Raw genomic sequence first — 21,961 nt, 5'->3', positions numbered from 1 at the left:
CCAAGTTGGTTGGTTACAGTCAGTATAGTCCGGAATGCCCGGCGCGTACAGCGCCGCCCGAGGGCACGCCGACTCCCGGGGAATCAGCGGGCAAGGCGAGACCCAGCAGCGACGACGTCGCGATGCGGCTCGACGCCCGCCCCCAGGAAAGCGGCGTGCCGGACAGGGCGGCTGAAGGGCGATGAAAACAGAGGAGCGCCATCCCTTCCGGGACGACGCTCCTCTGTTCAAAAACATTTGAAGTTTTTCAGTGCCCTCGCCTCGGTCAATTGGTTTTTTTGATTTGGAGCGTGTGCCCGTTCGCTTTTAGCCAAGACGTCGCCGCCTTGACGTCGGGATAGATCGAGGCGACGGTCGACCAGAACGCCTTCGAATGGTCGAAGTGGATAAGGTGGGCCCATTCATGGGCTATGACATAGTCGAGCACCTCGGACGGCGCGAGCATGAGCCGGACGTTGATCGAGATCGTCCCGGTCGAGCTACATGAGCCCCAACGCGCCTTCTGATGCCCGATGCGAATCTTCTTTGCCCGGACGTCTAGTGTCCGTTCATATAGGAGTGAACGCGCGGTGACGTAACGGAGCGCCTCGACACGAAGGAACCGTTCATAGGCGGCACGGACGTGCGTCTCGTCCCACGTGTCGGGACAGATGAACGTGTCCTCTTCGAAGGCGAACGTATCGATGTTTTTCCGTCGGACGAGCGGCACCGTCTTCCCTTGGAATAACAACGTATCGGACGGCAATGCCGGCACGTGTGGAAGCGCCGCGAGCCGATCGTTGATCCAGTCCTTATGGTCATGCAAGATGGCCTCTACCGTCCGATTCGGGAGCCGGGCCGGGATGCGCAACTCGATTCCTTCAGGCGTCACGAAAAAGGCGGCGTATTTTCTGCGTTTATGGCGGATGACTTTCACGGTCATCGGTCTCACCCCCTCATCTTCTCGCTCGATTATAGAACACGTCTCGGAAAACCGCCACGTTTTTGCCGACAAGCCGATTGATATTTTTGATACAGTAAGGACAGGAGGGATGACTATGAAATCAATCTTACATCAAACGCTCGACCGGACCGGGACTGACTCGGTCAAATGGGACGGCCTCGAGCGCTGGTTTCGTTTGAAGTCCGACGTATTACCGTTATGGGTCGCCGATATCGATATCCGGACCGCACCAGCGATCAGCGAGGCGCTCGCAGCACGCGCGGCGACCGGGGAGTTCGGCTATACGCTGTTCTCACGTGAAGCGCAACGGGCGGTCAGTTCCTGGTATGGACGCCGTCACGAGACCGAGGTCGACCCGAACCACGTCTTGTTCTCGAACGGGGTCGTACCGGGGCTCACCCAGATCGTCGAGGCGCTCACCGAGACGGGGGACGGGGTCGTCATCCAGTCGCCGGTGTATCCGCCGTTCCATGAGCTCGTGACGGGGCTCGGGCGCGAACTGTTCGATGCGCCGCTCGAGCAAGTGGACGGTCGGTTCGAGATGGACTTCGTCGCGCTCGAGGAGTCGATGCGCCAGGCGAAACTGTTCCTGCTCTGCTCCCCCCACAACCCGGTCGGCCGGGTATGGACCGCGGAGGAGTTGCAGCGCGTCATCGAACTGGCCAAGCGGCATGACGTCATCGTCGTGGCCGATGAGATCCATGCGGACTTGACGTTCCCGACACAACGACACGTCGCCCTCAACCGCCTCGATTCGAACGTCATCACGGTCAGTGCGCCGTCGAAGGCGTTCAATATCGCCGGGCTGTTCGCTTCCTATATCATCTGTCCGGACGATGTCTGGCGAAAACGGATCATCCAAGTCCAGAACAAGCATCACGTCTTGCCGACGCCGTTCGCGAACACGGCCATCGTCGCGGCCTATACCGACCCGCGTGCCGAACGATGGCTCGACCAGCTGCGCGCCGAGCTCGAGGAACAGGCCGACTATCTCGTCGGACGAATCCAAGAATCGTTGCCTCAGCTGACCTGTGCCCTGCCGGAGGCGAGCTATCTCTTATGGGTCGACTTCGCAGCGCTCGGGCTCACCCCTGACGAACGGAAGAAATGGTTGCAGCAGGACGTGCGTCTCTTCCTCTCCCCTGGGCTACCGTTCGGTATATCGGGACAAACGTTCGAGCGGATCAACTTCGGGACACGCCGCGCCATCCTCGACGAGGCGATTGAGCGCCTCGTCCGTCAAATCGGTGAGACGACACAACCCGAAGGAAACGCGTTTGTATGAAACGAGAAACGGGAAAAATTTCACAACGAGCCGACAGACGAGGCGGGAGAAAGCAGGTGAGATGATGGAGATCAATTGGAAGAAAAAGATGGAGGAGCAGTTAAGACGGAGCGGCTTCACGCTTCAAGTCGAGAATATGGTTAACATCGGGATGACCGAGATTCATGCGACATCCTCTCCGCTCATCTTTTACCCGCTCCGGATTCGGCTTTATGAACGGATGGGGTGGCTCATGTGCACGGTGGACGCAACGACCGTGAACCGCAGTGACGACCATCCATTGTTCGAGCGCATGGTCGCCGCGGTGTTCGAGCGGATCGTACGCCATCTCTATCACGCCTATGGCTTTCACTTATTGACGTATATCGGAAACACCGGGAATTACATCGCCCCGAAAGAGTCGGAGACGGGGGAGATCGTCCGCTTGCTCGCTCAACTGTGGAACGACCGGTCTTATTTACATCTAGAGACGTATGAGGAGTTTCCCGCCCTTTACGTGACCCCGCCTTGGGCCCATCAGGCGTACGCGCTCGAGAGCACGGACGATGAGTGGATCGTGTATGCGGGGCGGAGTGGTCGGCCGGCGACCGATTATCGCGCCGACGGGACCGTGCTTCGTCCCCACCGGCTGAGTGAAGGGGATCTCTTCTTCCCCGTCGACCGCATCCCGAAAGAGCCGGGGGCACTCGCCCTCGCTGAGTGGTTGCGGCTCGAACGTCGGGAAGTCGAGGACTTCATGCTCGCCTTCATGCGGACGATTCGAAAATTCGATCCATCGTTCGGTTTCGCCTGGGGCGGGACGGAGACGTTCTTTCACGGCGTGCCCGTCGAACCGTACGCCCAAGTGCTCCGACTCGAGAACGGTAAACGCCGCTATCGCGTCATGAACAACTCGGCGAAACGGCTGTTTGCCGTCGCTGACGACCCATTGGAATGCCTGAACGAGGTCGAGCAGACGCTACGGACGGTGCGACTACCGGACGACCGCGTCTCGTCGCTCGGTCAGCTCGTGATGGGGATTTGGCAACAGTTCGAGTCCGATGAGTCGACCTACATCCAAGAAGTCGCCTACCGTGGCATCTCCCAGTTCCAAATCGAGGAGAAAATCGGGCACGCCCTTGCCAACCAGCAGCGTATCCGCTGGATCGAGAAGACCGATCCGCACCAGTCCGTCATCGAGTATGCCTATTTGCGGATCACGTTCCCGAAACGACCGCCTGGACTTGTCACCGTCGAACCGATCGAATCCCCCTACGAAAGAGGTGCCTTATGAGAATTGTCGATGCACGCGCGATGCCGATTAGTCACGAAGACCTGATTGCCGTGACCGAATCGTCTGTCTATTACCGACAGAAGCGAGGCGAGACCGCCTTCTCGATTTATCGTTACGACGAAGAGGACGGGGCCGTCACCGAGATCAATCAACGTACGTATGAAGATTACGGCATGGCCAAGCTGTTCATGAGTGATGGGCGTGTCTACTTTCTGAACGAGGCGCCGGACCGTACGGGTGTCGTCCGGACAGAACTTGTCACGCTCGAATATTGGACCGGACGGGAGGACGTGCTCGCGACGTTCGAAAAGCGAGGGAACAGTACACTCTATTGGGTGCTCGGCGACCGCTACTTCCTCTTCTTGACGAGCTATGGGGCGACGGACGAGGCATGGCTGTTCGACGTAGAGACGAATCAACAGGAACGGATCCGAGACGAACGTCTCATCGGTCAGGCCGGCCGGTTCCGCGAGCTGTATTTGTTTACAGCTTCGTTCGAAGGCGTCCCTTACATCATTTGCAACGCCCGACTCGACGAGTTTGACTATTATGAGGCGCTCGAGTCCGGTCTCGTCTCCCCGGACGATCCAATCGATCACTCCGAGGCGATTCTCGTTTGTTCGCTCGACGAGGCGGTCGATGCGATTTGGTCGAAGGCGGAGCACATCCCGTTCGATGACCTGATTCGCTTGCACGGGGAAGGGGACACCGTGCAATATTTGGGTGAACGGGACGGGAAGCTCCGCTTCGCGGCCTTCATCGACGAGGCGAACGAGGAGACGATTTATGAACTGACGGCACCGGACGTACTGCGTGAAGTCGCCGTCATCGACTGGGGCGCCTACGAGCCGCTCGATTTCACGTATGACGATGTCACTTCGACGATTTTTATCAAAGTGGAGGAGTCGGACGAGCACACAGAACTGATCGATGCGACGTCCGGTGCCCGTTTCCTCGACACGGCTCCATTCGAGCGTGTGCTCGGTGGGACATACTTTATCCATGAGTCGGCTGAAGGTGACCAAGGCGTGAGCATCTTCCACCTCGAGGCGAACGAACGCCAACGGTTCGAGAACGCATACTATACTGTGCTCGACGAGACGATTATCATCTTGTCGACACGTCAATTATGAAAAGTACCCCCGTCCTCATCGTAAGAGCGGGGGTACTTTACGCTTTTGATTTACATAATATATTATAGTAAACCTGTTATTGCTTGTATTTTTTTCTCATCACCGATATGGGCATATACTTGCGTCGTCGCGACCGATTCATGACCGAGCAACTGTTGAATCGTCAAGACATCGACCCCGGCCATCGCCAGACGCGAGGCAAACGTGTGACGCAGTTTGTGCGGCGTCACTTGCTTGTGTACCAAGAACGATAGATACGGTTTCAAGCGATCGATGTGACGCTTGAGCATATGTTGAACCGTGCGGACGGAGAGTCGCTCTCCCTTGTCATTTTTGAAGACGGGGCCGCGTTCTGAACTCCATTCGGTCAGGAGTGCCACGAGCGGGGCGGCGAGGGGGACGATTCGTTCCTTGTCGCCTTTTCCGATGACGCGCATCGACCTCGTCGTCAAGTCGATGTCGCTCCAATCGAGTCCCGTCAGTTCCGATACGCGGATGCCCGACAGGCCGAGCAGTTGAATGATGAGGAAATCGCGCTCGCGATTCCGCTCGTACCAGGCGGCCTCGCGGTCGCTCATACCGACATTGCTGCGCACGAGCGTCGAGAAATCGAGCCATTCGGACTCCGTTAAATAGACGGGGTTACGTTTCGCTCGTTTCGGGCGCTCCACAGTTTGGAACGGGTTCGTCCCCGTGACGCCGGTCTCGATTAGGAAGTGGAACAGTGACTGCATCGAGGACAGTTTGCGGTTGATGACGCTCGCGGCGTTGTCGAGCTCGAGGGCGAGATACGTCGCATACGCCTCGGCCCCGGCGTGGTCGAATTCGGCGAATGAGGCGGCCTCGACCGTCCTCGGGTCGACCTTGACGAGGCTTGCGGCCTCGACCCAGCGGAAAAAGTCGTCAAAATCGTACAAATAGCGCTGAGCTGTCTGTTTCGAATAGTGTTTCGCCGCGAGATGGTTCAAGAACCGTTGGATGAAGTCGGGCATTCGGTCGTAGCCGTTCAAGTCGAATCGACGTGCGGTTGCTTGGGCAGGGGTTTGACCGAGTTGGCGAAATAGATTCACGGAATCACTCCTTTATTAACTAATCGATGAGATGACGCGGTCCTTGCCGGCCTGTTTGCCGGTGCGCAGGAAATCGTCCGCCTCCTTGACGAGTCGTTCGACCGCTTCTAGTGTTTTGCCGTCGCGATGGGCGACGCCGATCGTCATCGTGACGTGAAGGCGAGCCCCCTCGTAAATCGTTTCGGTCGATTTGATGCGGATGCGCAGCTCGTCGAGCCGTTCGTCAATGTCGGCCTCTGTCTCCCCGGCGAGGAAGAGTAAGAACTCTTCTCCGCCCCAACGGACGCAGACGGCGTCCGTCCATGTCAGCGTCGTGGCGACGCGGCGCAAGACGAGGTCGCCGCAATCATGACCGTGCAGCTCGTTGAACGCCTTGAAGTGATCGATGTCGGCCAGAGCGACGGCGTACGGTCGGCCTTCCTGCACCGCACGCGCGACGCCCTCCTCGATGCGTGACGTCCCGGTCAGTCGATTGTAGAGACCGGTCAGGCCGTCGCGCGAGGCGAGGGTATGCAGCCGTTCGTTCGTCCCCTCGAGCTCGTTCGTCACTTCGACGACCGATCCTTCGAAGATGAACGACAGTCCCGCAATGAGCCCGATCGTCGACAAGAGGCAGAACAAGCCGAGCGCTTGCTCGAAGGCGGGCGCAAGCGCTTCTGTGCCATCCGACACGAACAAGTAAAGCGAGCCGTAAATCGCCATGGCGATGCCGGTCGTCGCGACGCGCGCACCTCGATTCACGTTCGGCATGAAGAACACGCCATAGGCGACCATGATGATGAAGTAATGAACGTTCGCATCCCAACCGAGGACGATCGTTGAGATGACGGCATTGTAGACGACCTCGACGAACAGGCCGACGAAGAATGTCCGATAGTAGCGTTTATGTACGAAGTAAAACGAAATCGTGTAATACAGCACGCTGGCGACGTTCGACCAGGCGAGCAACATGACGTCGAGCCGTAAAAAGGTGACGAAGAACACGACATGAATCAACCATGCGAGCGCGTTCCCGTATAATGTGATGCGATAGTTATATAACGTACCGCGACGTTCCTCATAGGTTGTCCCCACGCGAACACCTCCTTTACCCAGTATATCGAAACCGGCTCCATTTGCACATATTTGTCTCGAAATTCGAGTCAATCGCTCGCCATCGACCCGCTTGGAACGGTCGTTAACCTTGCGTGAAATAGATATTTCACGCAAGGTTCAAGAATGTTTAGCTTCAACCTCTCTTGCGATATTCTCGTATAACTGATTCGATCTGAAAATCTTGAAGCCGATAAACATGGTTTACATAATAATTTATAGTGAACCAATTGATTTGTTTTATAAAAAGAAAAGAGTTACAGTTGTATGTATGATGAAAATAAACCTTGAAACAGGGAATAAGGTAACGGTACACTGAGTACGTAAACAAAAGGGGGCAAACAGAATGGATGACCAGCATTTGAAACGATTGCTCGAAGAAGCGAAAACGATTGCCGTCGTCGGGATCTCCTCGAACCCGAACAAGACCGCGAATCAAATCGCCGACTATTTGTTGTTGCAAGGCTACACCGTCATCCCGGTCAACCCGACGCTCGAGACGTGGAACGGACGGAAAGTGTATCCGACCGTCGAGAGCATTCCCGGCCATATCGATATCGTCGACGTCTTCCGTCGCAGCGAATTTTTGGCCGAGGTCGCCGAGGATGCCGTCCGACATGGGGATGTCGGGCTCATCTTCAACCAGCTCGGTCTCTCGAACGCCGACGCGGAGCGGATCGCCCGTGAAGCCGGCATCGATTACGTCGAGAATCGATGCATCTACGTCGAGCATGCCCGCTTGATCGGTTAAGACCTGCCTCCTTGGCAGGTCTCCTTTTTTTCACGTGCCTCGCGCGTCGGAGGCAGGCTTGCCAGAATCCGAAAACAGCTATACAATAGGGTAGAAAAACGAACGTGTGTTCGAAATTGAGGTGACGAAAATGTCAACAGATTTATTCAATTACAATGAAGACGCCATTCAGGTGCTCGAAGGACTCACGGCCGTCCGTAAACGACCAGGGATGTACATCGGTTCGACCGACCATCGCGGTCTCCACCATCTCGTCTACGAGATCGTCGATAACGCGATCGACGAGGCGCTCGCCGGGTTCGGCGGGCAAATCGATGTGACGATTCATAAAGACGATGCCATCACGGTCCGCGACCATGGCCGCGGCATGCCGACGGGGATGCACGCTTCCGGCAAACCGACGCCAGAGGTCATCTTCACGGTGCTCCATGCCGGCGGAAAGTTCGGCCAAGGCGGCTATAAGACGTCCGGGGGCCTCCACGGGGTCGGCGCCTCGGTCGTGAACGCACTGTCGAGCAAGGTCGTCGTGACGATTCACCGAGACGGCAAGCTGTTCGAGCAGACGTTTGCCGACGGCGGAATCCCGCAGACGACGCTCCTTGAGACCGGGAAGACACGCCAGACCGGCACGAGCGTCTATTTTAAACCGGATGCCTCGATCTTTTCGACGACGACCTACAACTATGACACGCTTGCCGAACGGTTACGCGAGTCGGCTTTCCTCTTGAAAGGGCTCACGATCACATTGAAAGACGAGCGTTCTGAGAAGGAAGAAACGTTCCATTACGAGGAAGGGATCGCCGAGTTCGTCCAATATTTAAACGACGACAAGGCGACGCTCCATCCGATCGTCTATTTCGAAGGGACGGAGAACGATATCGAGCTCGAACTCGCCTTCCAGTTCACGGACGCCTACTCCGAGAACGTCCTCTCGTTCGTCAATAACGTCCGGACACGCGATGGCGGGACGCACGAAGTCGGCGCGAAGACGGCGATGACCCGCGTCATGAACGAATATGCGCGTAAGAACGGCTTGTTGAAAGAGAAAGATAAGAACCTTGACGGGGGCGACGTCCGTGAAGGACTCACGCTCATCGTCTCGGTCCGGATTCCCGAGGAGTTCCTTCAGTTCGAGGGCCAGACGAAGTCGAAACTCGGCTCGCCGGAAGCGCGTACGAGCGCAGACAGTGTCATGGCGAAGCAACTAACGATTTTCCTCGAGGAGAATCCACAGATGGCGACGATGCTCATCAAGAAGGCGATTCGTGCTGCCCAGGCCCGTGAAGCCGCCCGCAAGGCGCGCGAAGAGGCCCGTAACGGTAAGAAGAAGAAACGATCGAGCATCTTGAACGGGAAACTGACACCGGCGACGTCAAAGAACGCCGCCAAGAACGAACTGTTCCTCGTCGAGGGTGACTCGGCCGGCGGCTCGGCCAAACAGGGTCGTGACCGGACGTTCCAAGCCATCTTGCCACTCCGTGGGAAGGTCATCAACTCGGAAAAGTCGAAGCTTCAGGACATCATGAAGAACGAGGAAATCAATACGATCATCCATGCGATCGGGGCCGGCGTCGGCCACGACTTCGACCTCGAGGACTGCAATTTCGATAAGATCATCATCATGACCGATGCCGATACGGACGGGGCCCATATCCAAGTGCTCCTGTTGACGTTCTTCTTCCGTTATATGCGCCCGCTCGTCGAGGCCGGCAAAGTATTCGTCGCCTTGCCGCCGCTCTATCGCATCTCGAAAGGGAAAGGCAAGTCGGAACAGTTCGAGTATGCCTGGGACGAAGAAGCGCTCGAGAAGCTCGTCAAAGTGTATAAGAAAGGCTATATCCTCCAGCGCTACAAAGGTCTCGGGGAGATGAACGCCGACCAGTTATGGGAGACGACGATGAACCCGGACACACGGACGCTCATCCGTGTCACGGTAGACGACGCCGCCATCGCCGACAAGCGCGTCTCGGTGCTCATGGGAGACAACGTCGCCCATCGCCGTGAGTGGATCGAGGAGAACGTCGCCTTCGGCCTCCAGGAAGATGATTCGATCATCGCCAATGAACACGTGACTAAAGCGATTGAGGAAGTGATGTAACGATGTCGACGATTCAACACATTTTAAACTTGTCGCTCGAACAGGTCGTCGGTGACCGTTTCGGGCGTTACTCGAAATATATCATTCAGGACCGGGCGCTTCCGGACGCGCGTGACGGGCTCAAACCCGTTCAGCGCCGCATCCTGTATGCGATGCACCATGAGGGCAACACGAACGAGAAACCGTACCGCAAATCGGCCAAGACGGTCGGGAACGTCATCGGGAACTATCACCCGCACGGTGACAGCTCCGTCTATGAGGCGATGGTACGCCTGTCGCAGGACTGGAAGCTCCGCTACCCGCTCATCGACATGCACGGGAACAACGGCTCGATGGACGGCGACTCGGCTGCCGCGATGCGGTATACCGAGGCCCGACTGTCGAAGATTGCGGGCGTCATGCTGACGTCGATCTCGAAGAACACGGTCGACTACACGCCGAACTTCGACGATTCGACCGAAGAGCCGCTCGTCTTGCCCTCGCTCCTTCCGAATTTGCTCATGAACGGGACGACGGGCATCTCGGCTGGTTACGCCACCGAGATCCCACCGCATAACTTGACGGAGGTGCTGAACCTTGCCATTGCTCGCTTGAAAGGTCAGGTTCAGACGGCGACGGAAGCGCTCGAGTATATGCAAGGACCGGACTTCCCGTCCGGCGGGATCGTCATGGGTCGCGACGGCATCTTGAAAGCGTTCGAGACCGGGAAAGGCAAGGTCATCATCCGCGCCAAATCGGTCATCGAGCCGCTTAAAGGCGGCCGTGAACAGATCACGATCACGGAGCTCCCATATGAAGTGAACAAGGCCAACCTCGTCAAGAAGATGGAGGAACTGCGTCTCGACAAGAAAGTCGAAGGCGTCGCCGAAGTCCGTGACGAGACCGACCGGACCGGTGTCCGTGTCGTCATCGAGTTGAAGAAAGAGGCCGATGCGGAAGGTGTGCTCCACTTCTTCTTAAAGCATACGGACCTTCAGCTCGCCTATAACTACAATATGGTCTCAATCGTCAACCGGACACCGAAACAGATGGGACTACTTCCGACCATCGACGCTTACTTGAAACATGTCGAAGAAGTCGTCACCCGTCGCACGACGTTCGAGCTCGAGCAGGCGAAGAAACGCGCCGAGATTGTCGACGCGCTTGAACAGGCCATCTCGGTCTTAGATGAGACGCTCGAACTCATCCGTTCGGCGAAAGATAAAGCCGAGGCGAAACAGAAGCTCATGAACCGCTTCTCGTTCTCGGACCGCCAAGCCGAAGCGGTCGTCATGCTTCAATTGTATCGCTTGACGAACACGGATATCGTCGAGCTTCAAAAAGAGGCGAAGGCGCTCCAAAAAGAGATCACGCGTCTCGCGAACATCTTGAACGTCGACGCGACGAAACGAAAGCTCATCTCGAAAGAACTGACGGCGCTCCGTGACGAGTTCGGTGATGCGCGACGTTCGGTCATCGAGTCTGAGGTCGAGGAGTTGAAGCTGAAGACCGAGGTCATGATCGCCGTCGAAGAGACGATGGTCTTCGTCAGCCGTGACGGTTACGTCAAACGCTCGTCGATGCGCTCATACGGTGCTTCGAGCGACGAGATGCCGGACATGAAAGACAAGGACCGTCCTGTCCTCGTAACCCAGGCGATGACGACGGACCACTTGCTCGTCTGGACGAACAAAGGCAGCTACTTGCTCATCCCGGTCCATCAGATTCCGGAGTCGAAGTGGAAGGATGCCGGACAGCACGTGGCTAACCTCGTCCCGATCGAGGGCGAGCAAGTCGTCTCGGCCGATGTCGTCTCGACGTTCGATACCGACGCACACTGCCTGTTCGTGACGCGTGACGGCATGGTCAAACGGACGCCGCTCCGTGACTATGACGCCCAGCGTAAGTCGAAAGCGCTCATGGCGCTCAAGTTAAAAGGCGATGATACGGTCGTCTTCGCAGGGATCAGCGACGGGCCGGGCCAATTGTTCCTCGTCTCGGAGCGTGGCTATGGCCTCTGGTTCAAGGAAGATGACGTACCGGTCGTCGGGCAACGTGCCGCCGGCGTCAAGGCGATGAACTTGAAGGATGGTGACACGGTCGCCGATGCGTTTGCCTTCTTCACGCCGCCTCTCTTCGTCCTCGTGACGCAGCGTGGCGCAGTCAAGAAGATGAAGCTCGAGGATCAGTTCGATTGCACGAACCGTAACTTGCGTGGGACGATGCTCATCCGTGAAGTCAAATCGAAACCGCATCAGATTCGTCGTGTGCTCCCGGTGCATGACGATGAGACGCTCCACATTATCGGGAAAGAGAAAGCGAAGACGGTCAAGACGAAGCAGTTGACGCTTCTAGACCGCTACGCCAACGGCTCGTTCGTGTTTGACGAGGAGACGTTCGGTGAGATTGAAGACGTGTACCTCGATTGAGGAGGGCCCTGTACAACAGACGTTGTGCAGGGTTTTTTCGTTCCGGTATAAATGTATTTAAGGAGACAGAAGCTTGAAAAGTAGCTGGATTCGCGACATCGATCTTGAAATGAAATGGTTGCTTGACGAGCGGTACGGACTAAATGATTCGTTTACAGAAAGCTTTTACGATGAGAAATGAACAAAAGACGCGCGAGGCGTCTTTTTGAATACGTCTTAGATGTCAGCCTCCATAAGATACCGTTCCAAATCGGCCTGTTGGCGCAAGTGATGGCGGGTATGCATCTCGATCAGGGCGTACCACTCTTGTGCGTTCAACCAGCCAAAACCGCCATGCTGGGCTTTAACGTAAGGATTTGCCGACCGGACGAACGGTTCGAGGCGCTCAAGACGGGAAAGCAATGCATCGATCCGGCGTTCGAGCAGTTCCCGTTTGTCCATATTGTTCGGAGGTTGGTTCATTTCGTCAGGTAAACGGATTTTCATCGGAGGGAACCCACCGGCCTGAAACAACCGTTCACCGAACTCGGTCTTCCCGAGCGGTTGCTCTTCAGTGGAAGCGAGACACCGTTTAATCTCATCCGCATATTCCTCAGCCACCACGATGATATGGTCGTACATTTGTCCGATTGACCAGATATCGTCTGCTGCCTGATATCGCAACTGTCGCTCGGTATAACCGTCCAAATCGTCTTTGAATTGGGATAATATAAGCATCGTCATACGTTTCCTCCTTGATGAATCATATTGTATGAAGTATATCATGTGCACGATACGTACTTTCTGCTAGAAGCGGGTATTCTTGAAGAGGAACAACTCACCCCTGCGGCGAAATGAGTAGCAGGACAAACGATGGAGGGATGACTATGTCAGAATGGCTCGATTGGGCAAAACGGCTACAGGCATTGGCTCAGGCCGGCTTGACGTTCACGAAAGACGAGTTTGACCGCGAGCGGTACCTTGAACTGCAACAGATTGCGACCGAGATGTTTAAACGACAATCCAATCTCGCATTGGACGAGATCACTGAGTTGACGCACATTGATGGCTATCCGACACCAAAGCTTGACGTACGGGGTGTCGTCTTCCAAGAAGACCGGTTGTTGCTCGTCAAAGAACGTTCAGAAGGACTTTGGACGCTTCCGGGTGGCTTTTGCGAGGTCGGGCTCTCGCCTACGGAGAATATCGTCAAAGAGATTGAGGAGGAATCGGGATTTGATGTCGCACCGATCCGTCTCGTCGCCTTGTTTGATATGCATCATCATCCACATCCGCCCATGTCGCAGCATTACTATAAACTGTTTATCGAATGCGAGCTGATTGGCGGGGAGGCGCAGGTGAGCTATGAGACGAGCGACGTCGGCTTTTTCACACGGGACGCGTTGCCGCCGCTCTCGCTCGCTCGTAACACGCTCGAGCAACTCCATATGTGTTTTGACGCCCGGTGGCAAGAAGACTGGGTGACATTGTTTGATTGAGGGGAGGGGATTGTGTGGTCATTACACGCTTGGAACATGTTCATCAACTGACCTTTTACGCGCCGGTACTGCCGATTAACGTCCAATTGATTGAAAGAGAGCTCGGGCTCGTCTTGATTGATACGGCGCTTGAACGGAACGCCGCGGACATTTTGGCCTATATCGAGTCGCTTGAACGGCCGCTTCTTGCCATTTTATTGACGCATGCCCACGGCGACCACGTCGGAGGTGTCGATCGCATCTTGAAAGTCCATCCTCATGCCGAGTTGTACATCTCGCGCCGCGATGCCCGATTGCTTGAAGGGGATCGGACGACCGACCCGGATGAGCGGGAGCTTAAAATTAAAGGCTCGCTCCCGACAATTCATTCGTTGCCGGACAAGCGGTTAGACCCAGGTGAGCGGTTGTTCGGGTTCCGCGTCTATCACGCTGCCGGTCACACACCGGGCTCCGTCGCTTATTTTGATGAAGCGAGTCGGATTCTGTTCGCAGGCGACGCGTTTCAATCGCATGGGGGAGTCGCTGTGGCAGGGGACGTCAGACCGCTTTTCCCGCTTCCTGGACTGGCGACATGGGATAAGTCGGCCGCTGTCGAGAACGCCGAGAAGTTGATCGATCTCGCGCCACGTCATACGTTCGTAGGCCATGGAAAATCGATTGAAGGGACTCATCGGCTCTATCGGGCGCTAAAACGCGCGAAGCGTAAACGGGCACGGCTGTTTTCACGGTAAAGGAGGAGGTGTGAGATGATGGAGCTACGTGAGATTCAGACGACGCAATATCGTTCGGCTGAGCAAATGCTCGAGATTCAACGAAACGCCTACGCGGTCGAGGCTGAGTTGATCGGTTTCGATGAGATTCCAGCTCGATATGAGACGGTTGAAGTGATTCAAAATTTATCCGGTGAGAGTTACGGATTGTATAACGACGAGCGGTTGATTGGATTTATCACGATTGAGACGGCCGAGACAACGGTCGAAGTCACAAAGCTGTGTATTGATCCGACATATTTTCGGGCGAGACTGGCGACGACCTTGCTCGAACACGTCTTAAGCCTTCATGAAGACAAGCTAGTTTATGTCCATACCGGAAAACATAACGGTCCAGCAAAGCGTCTGTATACGAAGTTAGGGTTTGAAGCGAGCTCCGAATTCGAACCGGAACCCGGTGTCACATTGATTCGATTTACACGTGCATAACATCTCGTCTCATTTCTCTCATTCTGTCTCACTTCTTTAAGTATACTAAAGGATTGAGACAGAGTTTTATTTTTACTGATAATATATGTTATGTTAACTAGAAAGAAAAAGAGAAGCGTAATGTCAGATTTGACGTCTCGCCTCTCAGCTGCAACTCAGAAAATTTTGTACCAATCCAACGTCAGTTCGATGTCCGAATTTCAGGTCTGTTTGAGCGTATCCACGTTCCTGAGCGCGAACCCTTCTTTCGCATAAAATCGACACGCGATCACGTTATCGGTCTGCGCTTCGAGTGACAATCCGAGCAACGATTGCAATTTCGCCTACGTCCTCTCAATACCGATCAGCATATGACCGAGTCGCTGTTTCGATACGTCTCGATATATACAAAACGGTTCCAGTCTCTTACTACACGGATTTGTCCGATACAAGTCGTCTCGTCGAACTCCAAGAATGCTTCCTCATATAATTGTTCAAACCCCTATTACATACCCATCGAGAATAAGGCCATCAAATTCCAAAGTGACAATCCTAGTGGAATGAGCGACAGGATGGTCACCCATCTTTTCTTTGTAAAGAGTCCAATCATAAGCGTGATTAAGCCGATTGCTAAAACGATGATCATCGTCATAACTGTCATGGTTGGTCCATCTCCCGTAGCTGGATTATTGTAACTGGTTTAAAGCTAGTTGCTCGTCGTTCATCAAGCACCTGTTACATTATTTGCTAGATTGATATGAAACTCTTCTTTCTGCTTGATACATCATAGCCAACATCAACAATTCCTTGATTCAACTTTATTCATTGTTGGACAAAGTTTCTTCACCATCCGCACAACTAGCTCAATTCAATTCTACACCTGTTTCGTCGGAAATAATAAACTGTATTACTCAACTGAATCGTTCATTCAAGGACGTGATAGCGCTTTATGGATTTGTGTTTCAAAAATAACTTTAACGCTGTTCATCCATTCTTAGGAGTTGCCTGTAATCGATTGTCATGCTATTTTTAGACAGATGATAACTTAAGGAGGAACATAGATGAAACGTTTGACAAAAGGCTTCGCGGCCTCCCTTTTACTTGCTGTCCCGCTCGCGGCGTGTGGTGATTCGAGCACCGATCAGGCCGAGACTTCGCGCTGGGATGAGATTCAAGAGAGCGGTACGCTCACGGTCGGGACGGCCGGCACACTCTACCCTGCCTCGTTCCGTGCCGAAGAAAGTGACGAGTTGACAGGATTCGATGTCGAATTGATGAAAGAGATTGGTCAGCGGCTTGACCTTGAAGTTCAGTTCAAAGAGATGGCGTTTGACAACATGTTGACGAGCGTCCAGAACGGGCAGATCGACGTCGCCGCGAACGACATCTCGGTCACAGAGGACCGCAAAGAGAAGTTCGCCTTCTCGACACCGTATAAGTACACGTACGGAACGGCCATCGTCCGGAAGAGTGACCTTTCAGGCATCGACTCGCTCGAGGACTTGAAAGGCAAGAAAGCAGCTGGAGAAGCGACGACCGTCTTCATGGAGGTGGCGCGTCAATACGGGGCTGAAGAAGTCATCTATGACAACGCGACGAACGACCAGTACCTTCGTGATGTATCGACTGGGCGCACGGACGTCATCTTGAACGACTACTACCTGCAGACGCTCGCCCTCGCCTTCTTCCCGGAGTTCGATATCGCCATCCACCCGGATATCGCTTATAACCCGCAAGAAGTCGCATTCCTCATGTCGAATGAGAACGACGAGTTGCAACAAAATATCGATCGTGTCCTTGCTGAGATGCTAGAGGACGGTACGGTGAAAGAATTGTCAGAACAGTTCTATAACGGCGCGGACGTATCGGTCGAGCCGGACGTCGAAGCGACGATCGTCGAATTGGACTGAGTATGTTCGAAGGAGTGAAATGGGAGGCAATCTTTGATGCCGACTTGGCCATCCGCTCGTTCCCGTACCTTCTCGGGGGGCTGCCGAACACGCTATGGATCTCGTTCGTCAGCATGTTCTTCGGGCTTGTGCTCGGTTTAATCCTTGCCCTTGGTAAGCTGTCACCGTCACGGCTACTCCGCTTCCCGTCGACGTTTTATATTTCGTTCATGCGAGGTGTGCCGATTTTGATCATTTTGTTCATCCTCTATTCTGGGTTCCCGTTCATCGGGATTCAGTTTGCGGCGTTGACGGCGGCGATTATCGGGTTCAGTTTGAACTCGGCCGCTTATATCGCCGAGATTATCCGGGCCTCGATTCGTGCGGTGGATGATGGACAGGTCGAGGCCGCCCGCTCGCTCGGGATGAACAAGTGGCTGACGCTCAAAGGGGTCATCTTGCCCCAGGCGACACGGATCGCCCTCCCCCCGCTCTCGAACGTGTTTCTCGATTTGATTAAGGCGAGCTCGCTCGCCGCGATGATTACCGTCCCCGAAATCTTCAACAAGGCGAAGATCGTCGGAGGACGAGAGTTCGATTACATGACGGTCTATTTGGTCGTCGCCTTGATCTATTGGGGCATCTGCACGTTCATGTCGTTCTTCCAAGACTGGCTCGAACGGCATTTTGAACGCTATTTGGATTCACCGAAACGATGACGATGCTGTCATCGTTTTTTCTTTTCGTATCATACGAGCGTTTGAATGTGCTATGATTTTCTTAAATATTCAGAAAAAGACGGGGGAACTACAAATGATACAACCATGGACCACATATTTGAACGACCAAGTGATCGGACAGTCGAAAGCCATCAAGCTGTCGACGATCGCCCTCCTTTCTGGCGGACACGTACTGCTTGAAGACCGGCCGGGGACCGGAAAGACGACACTCGCGAGAAGCCTCGCCTCTTCCGTGTCTGCTGCCTTCCAACGGGTGCAATGTACGCCGGACACGCTTCCGAGCGATATTTTAGGGATGGAGCTGTTCAATCCGACGACGGGCTCGTTCGAGCGCCGGACCGGACCAATCTTCACATCGATCTTGCTCGTCGATGAGATCAACCGGACAACGCCACGGACGCAATCCGCCCTCCTTGAGGCGATGCAGGAACGCCAAGTGACGCTCGGCGAAGTGTCACTTCGTCTGCCGGACCCATTTTTCGTTATCGCGACACAAAACCCGTTCGACGGGCAAGGCACGTTCCCGCTCCCGCAAGCCCAGCTCGACCGTTTCTTGTTCAAGCTGTCACTCGCACCGTTATCTCGCGAGTCCGAGCGCCGGTTGCTGCGTAATGAACATTTGAGCGCGGCGCCGTTCACGTTGAAGCAAGACGAGCTCGCCGAGATGCAACAAGCGGTCCGTGACGTGACGTTCCACGAGGCGATAGAGGATTACCTTCTTGATTTCGTCGAAGTGCTCCGGCACCACCGGGACATCGAGGTCGGGCCGAGTCCGCGGGCGACGCTCGCTTACACGATGGCGGCCCGGGCCCATGCATTTATGGACGGACGCGATTACGTGTCACCAGAAGACATTCGGGCGCTCGCCATGCCGATTCTTGGCCACCGCGTCGTCTTGACGGTCGAGGCATCATTGAAGACGAAACCGTCGAAGCTGATCAAATCTGTCCTTGAGACCATCGCGGTCCCATCAGAGGTGTGACATGCAACTCGTCAGCCCTCGCTACCTCGAGTCCGGGTATATGTGGCTCTTGTTCGTCGTCGGGGTGTTCATCGCCTTGTACGGCAACGTCTTCCTCGCGAGTGCGATTCTCGGCTTCAGCCTCTATGCGCTCATCATGCCGGAGCTGTTGTTCCGTCTCGCCGATCACGTGCATGTCGATGTGACCGACGAGTTGAAGCTGTTCCCGGGTGACGAGGAGACGTATACGATCAATCTATTGTCGACGGCACCTGTCCCGCTCGGTGTCGTCCGTTTGTCCGGTTACTTGCATCCGACCGTCGACTCGGAGGACCATGCGTTCTGGCGCCAAGAGAACTATGTCGGCCGCGAGGCGGAAGTCGCCTATACGCTTCCGTTGAAAGCGATCAAGCGCGGTCCGATCCGGATTGAGGCGATTGGCATTGAAATCCGTGACCCGCTCCGGATGTTCTCTCTCTATAAAGAAGAGCCGCTCGATCGGATCGGCTACGTCTTCCCGGACTTCATGCCGTACCCGATCCCGAAACGGCCGCCGACGTTGCCAGGCGAGGAGATGGTGCGCCATAGCGCCTATCGGGACCCGGAGACGTTCCAATCGGTGGCGCCGTACCACGGCCAGCCGATGCGTCAACTGTATTGGTCGGCCTATGCGAAGACGGGCGAACTGCTCGCCCGGACCGAGCAACCGGTTCAGGCGAACGAGTATGTCGTCGTCCTCGACTTGTTGACGAAAGACGGACGTGCCCTCACCCACCAGATGGAACGGTTGATCTCACAGGCGGCGGCGCTATGCCGCGACTTTGAGAAAGAGAACGCGAGCTATGGGCTCATCGTCCCGACGCTCACGAAAGACGGCATCACGTATGACCTCGCCCCGGGGAGCGGTGAGACGCATTTTCGTAAGGTCATGACGACACTCGCTTGTCTGTCGGAACGTGACTTCCCGCTCGCACGGTCATTGTTCGAACGGAAGGTCGCCAAATACGGGGGCAGCCAGTCTATCCTCCGGCTCGGGGGTGACGGACGATGAAACTATTATGGTGGGTCTTTGCCGCGTTTTATGTCGGTCACGTCTTTCCGCTCGTCTATCTTCTCACGCTGCGATTCCCCCGCAATTGGCAGCTCGGTGCCCAGACGGCGCTCAGCGTCATGGCGCTATACTTCTCTTTTGAGATGAGTGTCTCCTTGATGTTGTTCACGTACGTGCATGCCTTCATCCGCACGCTCGACTGGACGGACCGGTACGCCATCGCAAGCGTCTTGTTCTTGATCGTCGACTGGTTGTTCCCGCCGGCATCCCAACCGCTCGCGATGATCGCATTCCCGTTCCTGTTCTTGTTTTGGCAACGAAGTCTCTATTACCGCCGTGATTATAAACGGATGTTGGCGATGCTCGCCGTCGGCCTCTCAATCGGGTTGACGCTTGCCGTCGTGCTCCGGACGATTAAAGAGCTGTTGTTCGGCGATCTCGTGGCGTGGGTCCGTCCGTTTCTCATGTGGATTGCTGGCTGGTTCGATGGGTTCACGCTTGATCCGTCCGACCGGGTAAACCGGTTCATGGTGCCTGAAAATCCGAACTTGGATGCGGAGACGCTTTCGAACGAGACGTTCTTTGAGACGGCCTCGAATCAGACAGTCGTATGGATCGCCCTCTTCATCTTCTTGCTCGTCATCGGGGTGTTCCTGTTCATCTACTTGCAGAAACGAAAAGATGTCCAAGAAGAGGCGGTCGTGCCGAGACGGGCGCATGTCACCCATGAACGGACGCTACGTGCCGTGCGCACGCCGAAACACGTCCGGCTACTCGATGCGGGACGTCGTCTCGAGAAAGCCCATCCACGGTTCCATGAAGAGACGGTCCACGATTGGTTGACACGCATCCGCTTCACCGACGCTTCGCTCTTCGCCACTTGGCTCGAAGCGGCCGAGTACGGGGAGAAAGACGCGCCCGCTCCGATCATCGAGTCGTTCGAACAACATGTCAAACAATTGCTCAAACAATAAGACCAGCGTGACCCCTAGGGGTTGCGTTGGTCTTTTGTTATAAAATCGGGCTGAGTAGACGGGAGACGCTCTCTTTGAATCGAATCCATTTCGTCCGTGTCTCATAACGCTCAATCGTTAACTTGTCAGCACATGCGAGGTCTCGATCGAACGCATCGATGACGGACTGGGCCACAACTTCATCATAGACGAGCGCCGAGATCTCGAAATTGAGACGGAAACTACGGGCGTCGATGTTCGTCGTTCCAATCGAGGCGACCTCGCCGTCGATGACGAGCGTCTTCGCGTGCAAGAACCCACCTTCATACGTATATACTTCGGCACCGTAGCAGACAAGCTCGGCCGCATTCGTATACGTCGCCCAATAGACGAACATGTGGTCCGGCTTATTCGGAATCATCAGGCGAATTTTCGTCCCAGACATGAGCGCGTTGCGGCAGGCGTCGAGGAAGCTGGCGTCAGGGATGAAATAAGGCGTCTGGATGTAAATCGTCTCTTTCGCCTCGTTGATCATCTTGACGAGCATATTTTTCAAGTGCTCGGTCGACGAGTTCGGGCCTGATGTGACGATTTGCACCGGGGAATGGGCCGTCTCGAGCAGGACGGTCGGCGAAAGGAAGTCCTCTTTCTCGGACCGATGTTTCGTCGGTACGGCGCGGTTCCAATCGAGGATGAAACGTTCGAGCAGTTCACGCACCGCCTCCCCTCTCATCCGCAGATGCACGTCGCGCCAATAACCGAACTGACGATTCGTGCCCAAGTACTCGTTCCCAACGTTAAAGCCACCGATATAGCCGATGTCTCCGTCGATGATACATAGCTTGCGGTGATTGCGGTTGTTGACCCGAAAGTTGATGCCGAAGCGTGACGGGAAGAACGACTTCACCTCGCCGCCGTGCGCGAGGAGCTGTTTGAAATGGGAGCGTCGCAACCCCCTCGAGCCGACGGCGTCATAAAGCAGACGTACTTTGACACCTTCCTTGGCCCGGCGTGTAAGCGCCTCGATGAGCGCTTGACCGAGCGAATCGTTTTGAATGATGTAGTCATCTCGATGTCATGGAACAACGCCTCGAACTTCTGCTCGCCGTCATGAATGACCTGAATCGCATTATGATACGTCACGAGCGCGTTCGTGGAAGATAAGTTCAAGCGGGCGAGCCTTCGATATTTGGATAAGAGCGGGTCATAAGCGAACAGGCCATCATGCGCATCGAGCCCAGTCAATTGGTCGTCGACGTGTTTGGCGTACTCGTGGCGACGTTCCTCGTCGACTTGATAAAAGTTGTTCGATTTGATTAACCGACCGAAGAAGATGTAGATGAAGAAACCGAGCAGTGGGATAAAGAATAGGACGAGCAACCAAGCCCACGTCGAACCGATGTCACGCCGCTCGAAAAAGATGATGGTAACGGCGAACGTGACGTTCAAGACAATCAGCACGATACCGAGAACGCTGATGATGATTTCCATTGAGACCATCCAATTCCCCTCTTTTTCTCTCTACATACCCGTTTAAAGGAGATTTGGCGTGAGTGAATATGGCCAGACGATAATTCGTTTCAGTTTCCGCCTGTTTGTCCGCAAACATTCACGGATTGACACGCATCGACACAAAAAAAACACCGCTGGCGCGGTGT

The 21,961-nt window shown here is 55.1% G+C and carries 19 protein-coding genes and 1 pseudogene; 14 read left to right on the top strand and 6 right to left on the bottom strand.

The window, feature by feature from the left end; all coding sequences use genetic code 11:
- Positions 1–265: 265 nt before the first annotated feature.
- Positions 266–922 (bottom strand): M48 family metallopeptidase, encoded by a 657-nt coding sequence (locus DI14_RS10180; protein WP_034808192.1) that lies wholly within the window; start codon positions 920–922, stop codon positions 266–268.
- Positions 923–1,037: 115 nt separating this feature from the next.
- On the opposite strand from DI14_RS10180, the gene DI14_RS10175 reads away from it, so the two are divergent.
- The 3 genes from DI14_RS10175 to DI14_RS10165 all read left to right on the top strand — a co-directional run bounded on the left by DI14_RS10175 (position 1,038) and on the right by DI14_RS10165 (position 4,634).
- Positions 1,038–2,228, top strand: coding sequence for a MalY/PatB family protein (locus DI14_RS10175; protein WP_051622680.1), 1,191 nt, complete (start codon positions 1,038–1,040; stop codon positions 2,226–2,228).
- A gap of 64 nt (positions 2,229–2,292) precedes the next feature.
- Complete coding sequence (locus tag DI14_RS10170) at positions 2,293–3,501, top strand: hypothetical protein (RefSeq protein WP_235193445.1); 1,209 nt, start codon at positions 2,293–2,295, stop codon at positions 3,499–3,501.
- Positions 3,498–4,634, top strand: a complete 1,137-nt coding sequence (locus DI14_RS10165) for a hypothetical protein (protein WP_034808189.1) — start codon at positions 3,498–3,500, stop codon at positions 4,632–4,634. Before DI14_RS10170 ends, DI14_RS10165 begins: the two co-directional genes overlap by 4 nt.
- A 62-nt stretch (positions 4,635–4,696) precedes the next feature.
- On the opposite strand, the gene DI14_RS10160 is transcribed toward DI14_RS10165, so the two are convergent.
- Both DI14_RS10160 and DI14_RS10155 read right to left on the bottom strand, forming a co-directional pair.
- On the bottom strand, positions 4,697–5,704 hold the full coding sequence (locus DI14_RS10160) for a tyrosine-type recombinase/integrase (RefSeq protein WP_034808187.1): 1,008 nt from the start codon (positions 5,702–5,704) through the stop codon (positions 4,697–4,699).
- A 15-nt stretch (positions 5,705–5,719) separates the two neighbouring features.
- Positions 5,720–6,778 carry a GGDEF domain-containing protein gene (locus DI14_RS10155; protein WP_034808185.1) on the bottom strand — a complete coding sequence of 353 codons (1,059 nt, stop codon included), beginning with the start codon at positions 6,776–6,778 and terminating at the stop codon, positions 5,720–5,722.
- A 364-nt stretch (positions 6,779–7,142) separates the two neighbouring features.
- Here DI14_RS10155 and DI14_RS10150 point away from each other — a divergent pair, with 364 nt between their 5' ends.
- The 3 genes from DI14_RS10150 to parC all read left to right on the top strand — a co-directional run bounded on the left by DI14_RS10150 (position 7,143) and on the right by parC (position 12,053).
- Positions 7,143–7,547, top strand: a complete 405-nt coding sequence (locus DI14_RS10150; protein ID WP_034808183.1) for a CoA-binding protein — start codon at positions 7,143–7,145, stop codon at positions 7,545–7,547.
- Between the two features lie 130 nt (positions 7,548–7,677).
- Positions 7,678–9,645: a DNA topoisomerase IV subunit B gene (gene parE / locus DI14_RS10145; RefSeq protein ID WP_034808194.1), complete on the top strand. Its 1,968-nt coding sequence runs from the start codon at positions 7,678–7,680 to the stop codon at positions 9,643–9,645.
- Positions 9,646–9,647: 2 nt separating this feature from the next.
- A complete protein-coding gene (gene parC / locus DI14_RS10140; protein WP_034808181.1) occupies positions 9,648–12,053 on the top strand; it encodes a DNA topoisomerase IV subunit A in 2,406 nt (801 codons plus the stop codon).
- 216 nt (positions 12,054–12,269) lie between these two features.
- Here the strand turns inward: parC and DI14_RS10135 are convergent, their stop codons facing one another.
- Positions 12,270–12,776, bottom strand: coding sequence for a DinB family protein (locus tag DI14_RS10135; protein ID WP_034808179.1), 507 nt, complete (start codon positions 12,774–12,776; stop codon positions 12,270–12,272).
- A 143-nt stretch (positions 12,777–12,919) separates the two neighbouring features.
- Between DI14_RS10135 and DI14_RS10130 the strand changes: the two genes are divergently transcribed.
- From DI14_RS10130 to DI14_RS10120, 3 genes are read left to right on the top strand one after another with little or no spacing between them, the layout of a single operon-like run.
- A complete protein-coding gene (locus DI14_RS10130; protein ID WP_081825882.1) occupies positions 12,920–13,531 on the top strand; it encodes an NUDIX hydrolase in 612 nt (203 codons plus the stop codon).
- A gap of 14 nt (positions 13,532–13,545) precedes the next feature.
- Positions 13,546–14,262, top strand: a complete 717-nt coding sequence (locus DI14_RS10125) for an MBL fold metallo-hydrolase (RefSeq protein WP_034808175.1) — start codon at positions 13,546–13,548, stop codon at positions 14,260–14,262.
- Between the two features lie 15 nt (positions 14,263–14,277).
- Positions 14,278–14,730 carry a GNAT family N-acetyltransferase gene (locus DI14_RS10120; protein ID WP_235193444.1) on the top strand — a complete coding sequence of 151 codons (453 nt, stop codon included), beginning with the start codon at positions 14,278–14,280 and terminating at the stop codon, positions 14,728–14,730.
- Positions 14,731–15,214: 484 nt separating this feature from the next.
- On the opposite strand, the gene DI14_RS15550 is transcribed toward DI14_RS10120, so the two are convergent.
- Positions 15,215–15,370: a hypothetical protein gene (locus DI14_RS15550; protein ID WP_200871115.1), complete on the bottom strand. Its 156-nt coding sequence runs from the start codon at positions 15,368–15,370 to the stop codon at positions 15,215–15,217.
- Positions 15,371–15,770: 400 nt separating this feature from the next.
- On the opposite strand from DI14_RS15550, the gene DI14_RS10110 reads away from it, so the two are divergent.
- From DI14_RS10110 to DI14_RS10090, 5 genes are all read left to right on the top strand, one after another.
- The gene (locus DI14_RS10110) at positions 15,771–16,619 is read left to right on the top strand and encodes a transporter substrate-binding domain-containing protein (protein ID WP_034808171.1); all 849 of its coding nucleotides are present in this window, start codon (positions 15,771–15,773) and stop codon (positions 16,617–16,619) included.
- Between the two features lie 2 nt (positions 16,620–16,621).
- Complete coding sequence (locus DI14_RS10105) at positions 16,622–17,317, top strand: amino acid ABC transporter permease (RefSeq protein WP_034808169.1); 696 nt, start codon at positions 16,622–16,624, stop codon at positions 17,315–17,317.
- A gap of 94 nt (positions 17,318–17,411) precedes the next feature.
- Entirely contained in the window at positions 17,412–18,320 is a 909-nt protein-coding gene (locus DI14_RS10100; protein ID WP_034808167.1) for a MoxR family ATPase, read from the top strand.
- A gap of 1 nt (position 18,321) precedes the next feature.
- Entirely contained in the window at positions 18,322–19,350 is a 1,029-nt protein-coding gene (locus DI14_RS10095) for a DUF58 domain-containing protein (RefSeq protein ID WP_034808165.1), read from the top strand.
- Complete coding sequence (locus DI14_RS10090; protein WP_034808163.1) at positions 19,347–20,324, top strand: hypothetical protein; 978 nt, start codon at positions 19,347–19,349, stop codon at positions 20,322–20,324. The genes DI14_RS10095 and DI14_RS10090 overlap by 4 nt, the downstream gene beginning before the upstream one ends.
- Before the next feature lie 37 nt (positions 20,325–20,361).
- Here the strand turns inward: DI14_RS10090 and cls are convergent.
- Positions 20,362–21,803: pseudogene (gene cls, locus DI14_RS10085) on the bottom strand (cardiolipin synthase).
- Between the last annotated feature and the right edge of the window lie 158 nt (positions 21,804–21,961).

This window comes from Exiguobacterium sp. AB2 (assembly GCF_000696055.1).
Lineage (GTDB): Bacteria > Bacillota > Bacilli > Exiguobacteriales > Exiguobacteriaceae > Exiguobacterium > Exiguobacterium alkaliphilum.
This window is presented reverse-complemented; position numbering and strand designations above follow the sequence as displayed.

What these genes read in the sequence shown, in the direction of transcription:
- DI14_RS10095 (WP_034808165.1), top strand. Translation starts at nt 18,322, where the DNA reads ATGCAACTCGTCAGCCCTCGCTACCTCGAGTCCGGGTATATGTGGCTC.
- parC (WP_034808181.1), top strand. Translation starts at nt 9,648, where the DNA reads ATGTCGACGATTCAACACATTTTAAACTTGTCGCTCGAACAGGTCGTC.
- DI14_RS10110 (WP_034808171.1), top strand. Translation starts at nt 15,771, where the DNA reads ATGAAACGTTTGACAAAAGGCTTCGCGGCCTCCCTTTTACTTGCTGTC.
- DI14_RS10090 (WP_034808163.1), top strand. Translation starts at nt 19,347, where the DNA reads ATGAAACTATTATGGTGGGTCTTTGCCGCGTTTTATGTCGGTCACGTC.
- DI14_RS10135 (WP_034808179.1), bottom strand. Translation starts at nt 12,776, where the DNA reads ATGACGATGCTTATATTATCCCAATTCAAAGACGATTTGGACGGTTAT.
- DI14_RS10100 (WP_034808167.1), top strand. Translation starts at nt 17,412, where the DNA reads ATGATACAACCATGGACCACATATTTGAACGACCAAGTGATCGGACAG.
- DI14_RS10130 (WP_081825882.1), top strand. Translation starts at nt 12,920, where the DNA reads ATGTCAGAATGGCTCGATTGGGCAAAACGGCTACAGGCATTGGCTCAG.
- DI14_RS15550 (WP_200871115.1), bottom strand. Translation starts at nt 15,370, where the DNA reads ATGACAGTTATGACGATGATCATCGTTTTAGCAATCGGCTTAATCACG.
- DI14_RS10180 (WP_034808192.1), bottom strand. Translation starts at nt 922, where the DNA reads ATGACCGTGAAAGTCATCCGCCATAAACGCAGAAAATACGCCGCCTTT.
- DI14_RS10175 (WP_051622680.1), top strand. Translation starts at nt 1,038, where the DNA reads ATGAAATCAATCTTACATCAAACGCTCGACCGGACCGGGACTGACTCG.
- parE (WP_034808194.1), top strand. Translation starts at nt 7,678, where the DNA reads ATGTCAACAGATTTATTCAATTACAATGAAGACGCCATTCAGGTGCTC.
- DI14_RS10105 (WP_034808169.1), top strand. Translation starts at nt 16,622, where the DNA reads ATGTTCGAAGGAGTGAAATGGGAGGCAATCTTTGATGCCGACTTGGCC.
- DI14_RS10170 (WP_235193445.1), top strand. Translation starts at nt 2,293, where the DNA reads ATGGAGATCAATTGGAAGAAAAAGATGGAGGAGCAGTTAAGACGGAGC.
- DI14_RS10120 (WP_235193444.1), top strand. Translation starts at nt 14,278, where the DNA reads ATGATGGAGCTACGTGAGATTCAGACGACGCAATATCGTTCGGCTGAG.
- DI14_RS10150 (WP_034808183.1), top strand. Translation starts at nt 7,143, where the DNA reads ATGGATGACCAGCATTTGAAACGATTGCTCGAAGAAGCGAAAACGATT.
- DI14_RS10165 (WP_034808189.1), top strand. Translation starts at nt 3,498, where the DNA reads ATGAGAATTGTCGATGCACGCGCGATGCCGATTAGTCACGAAGACCTG.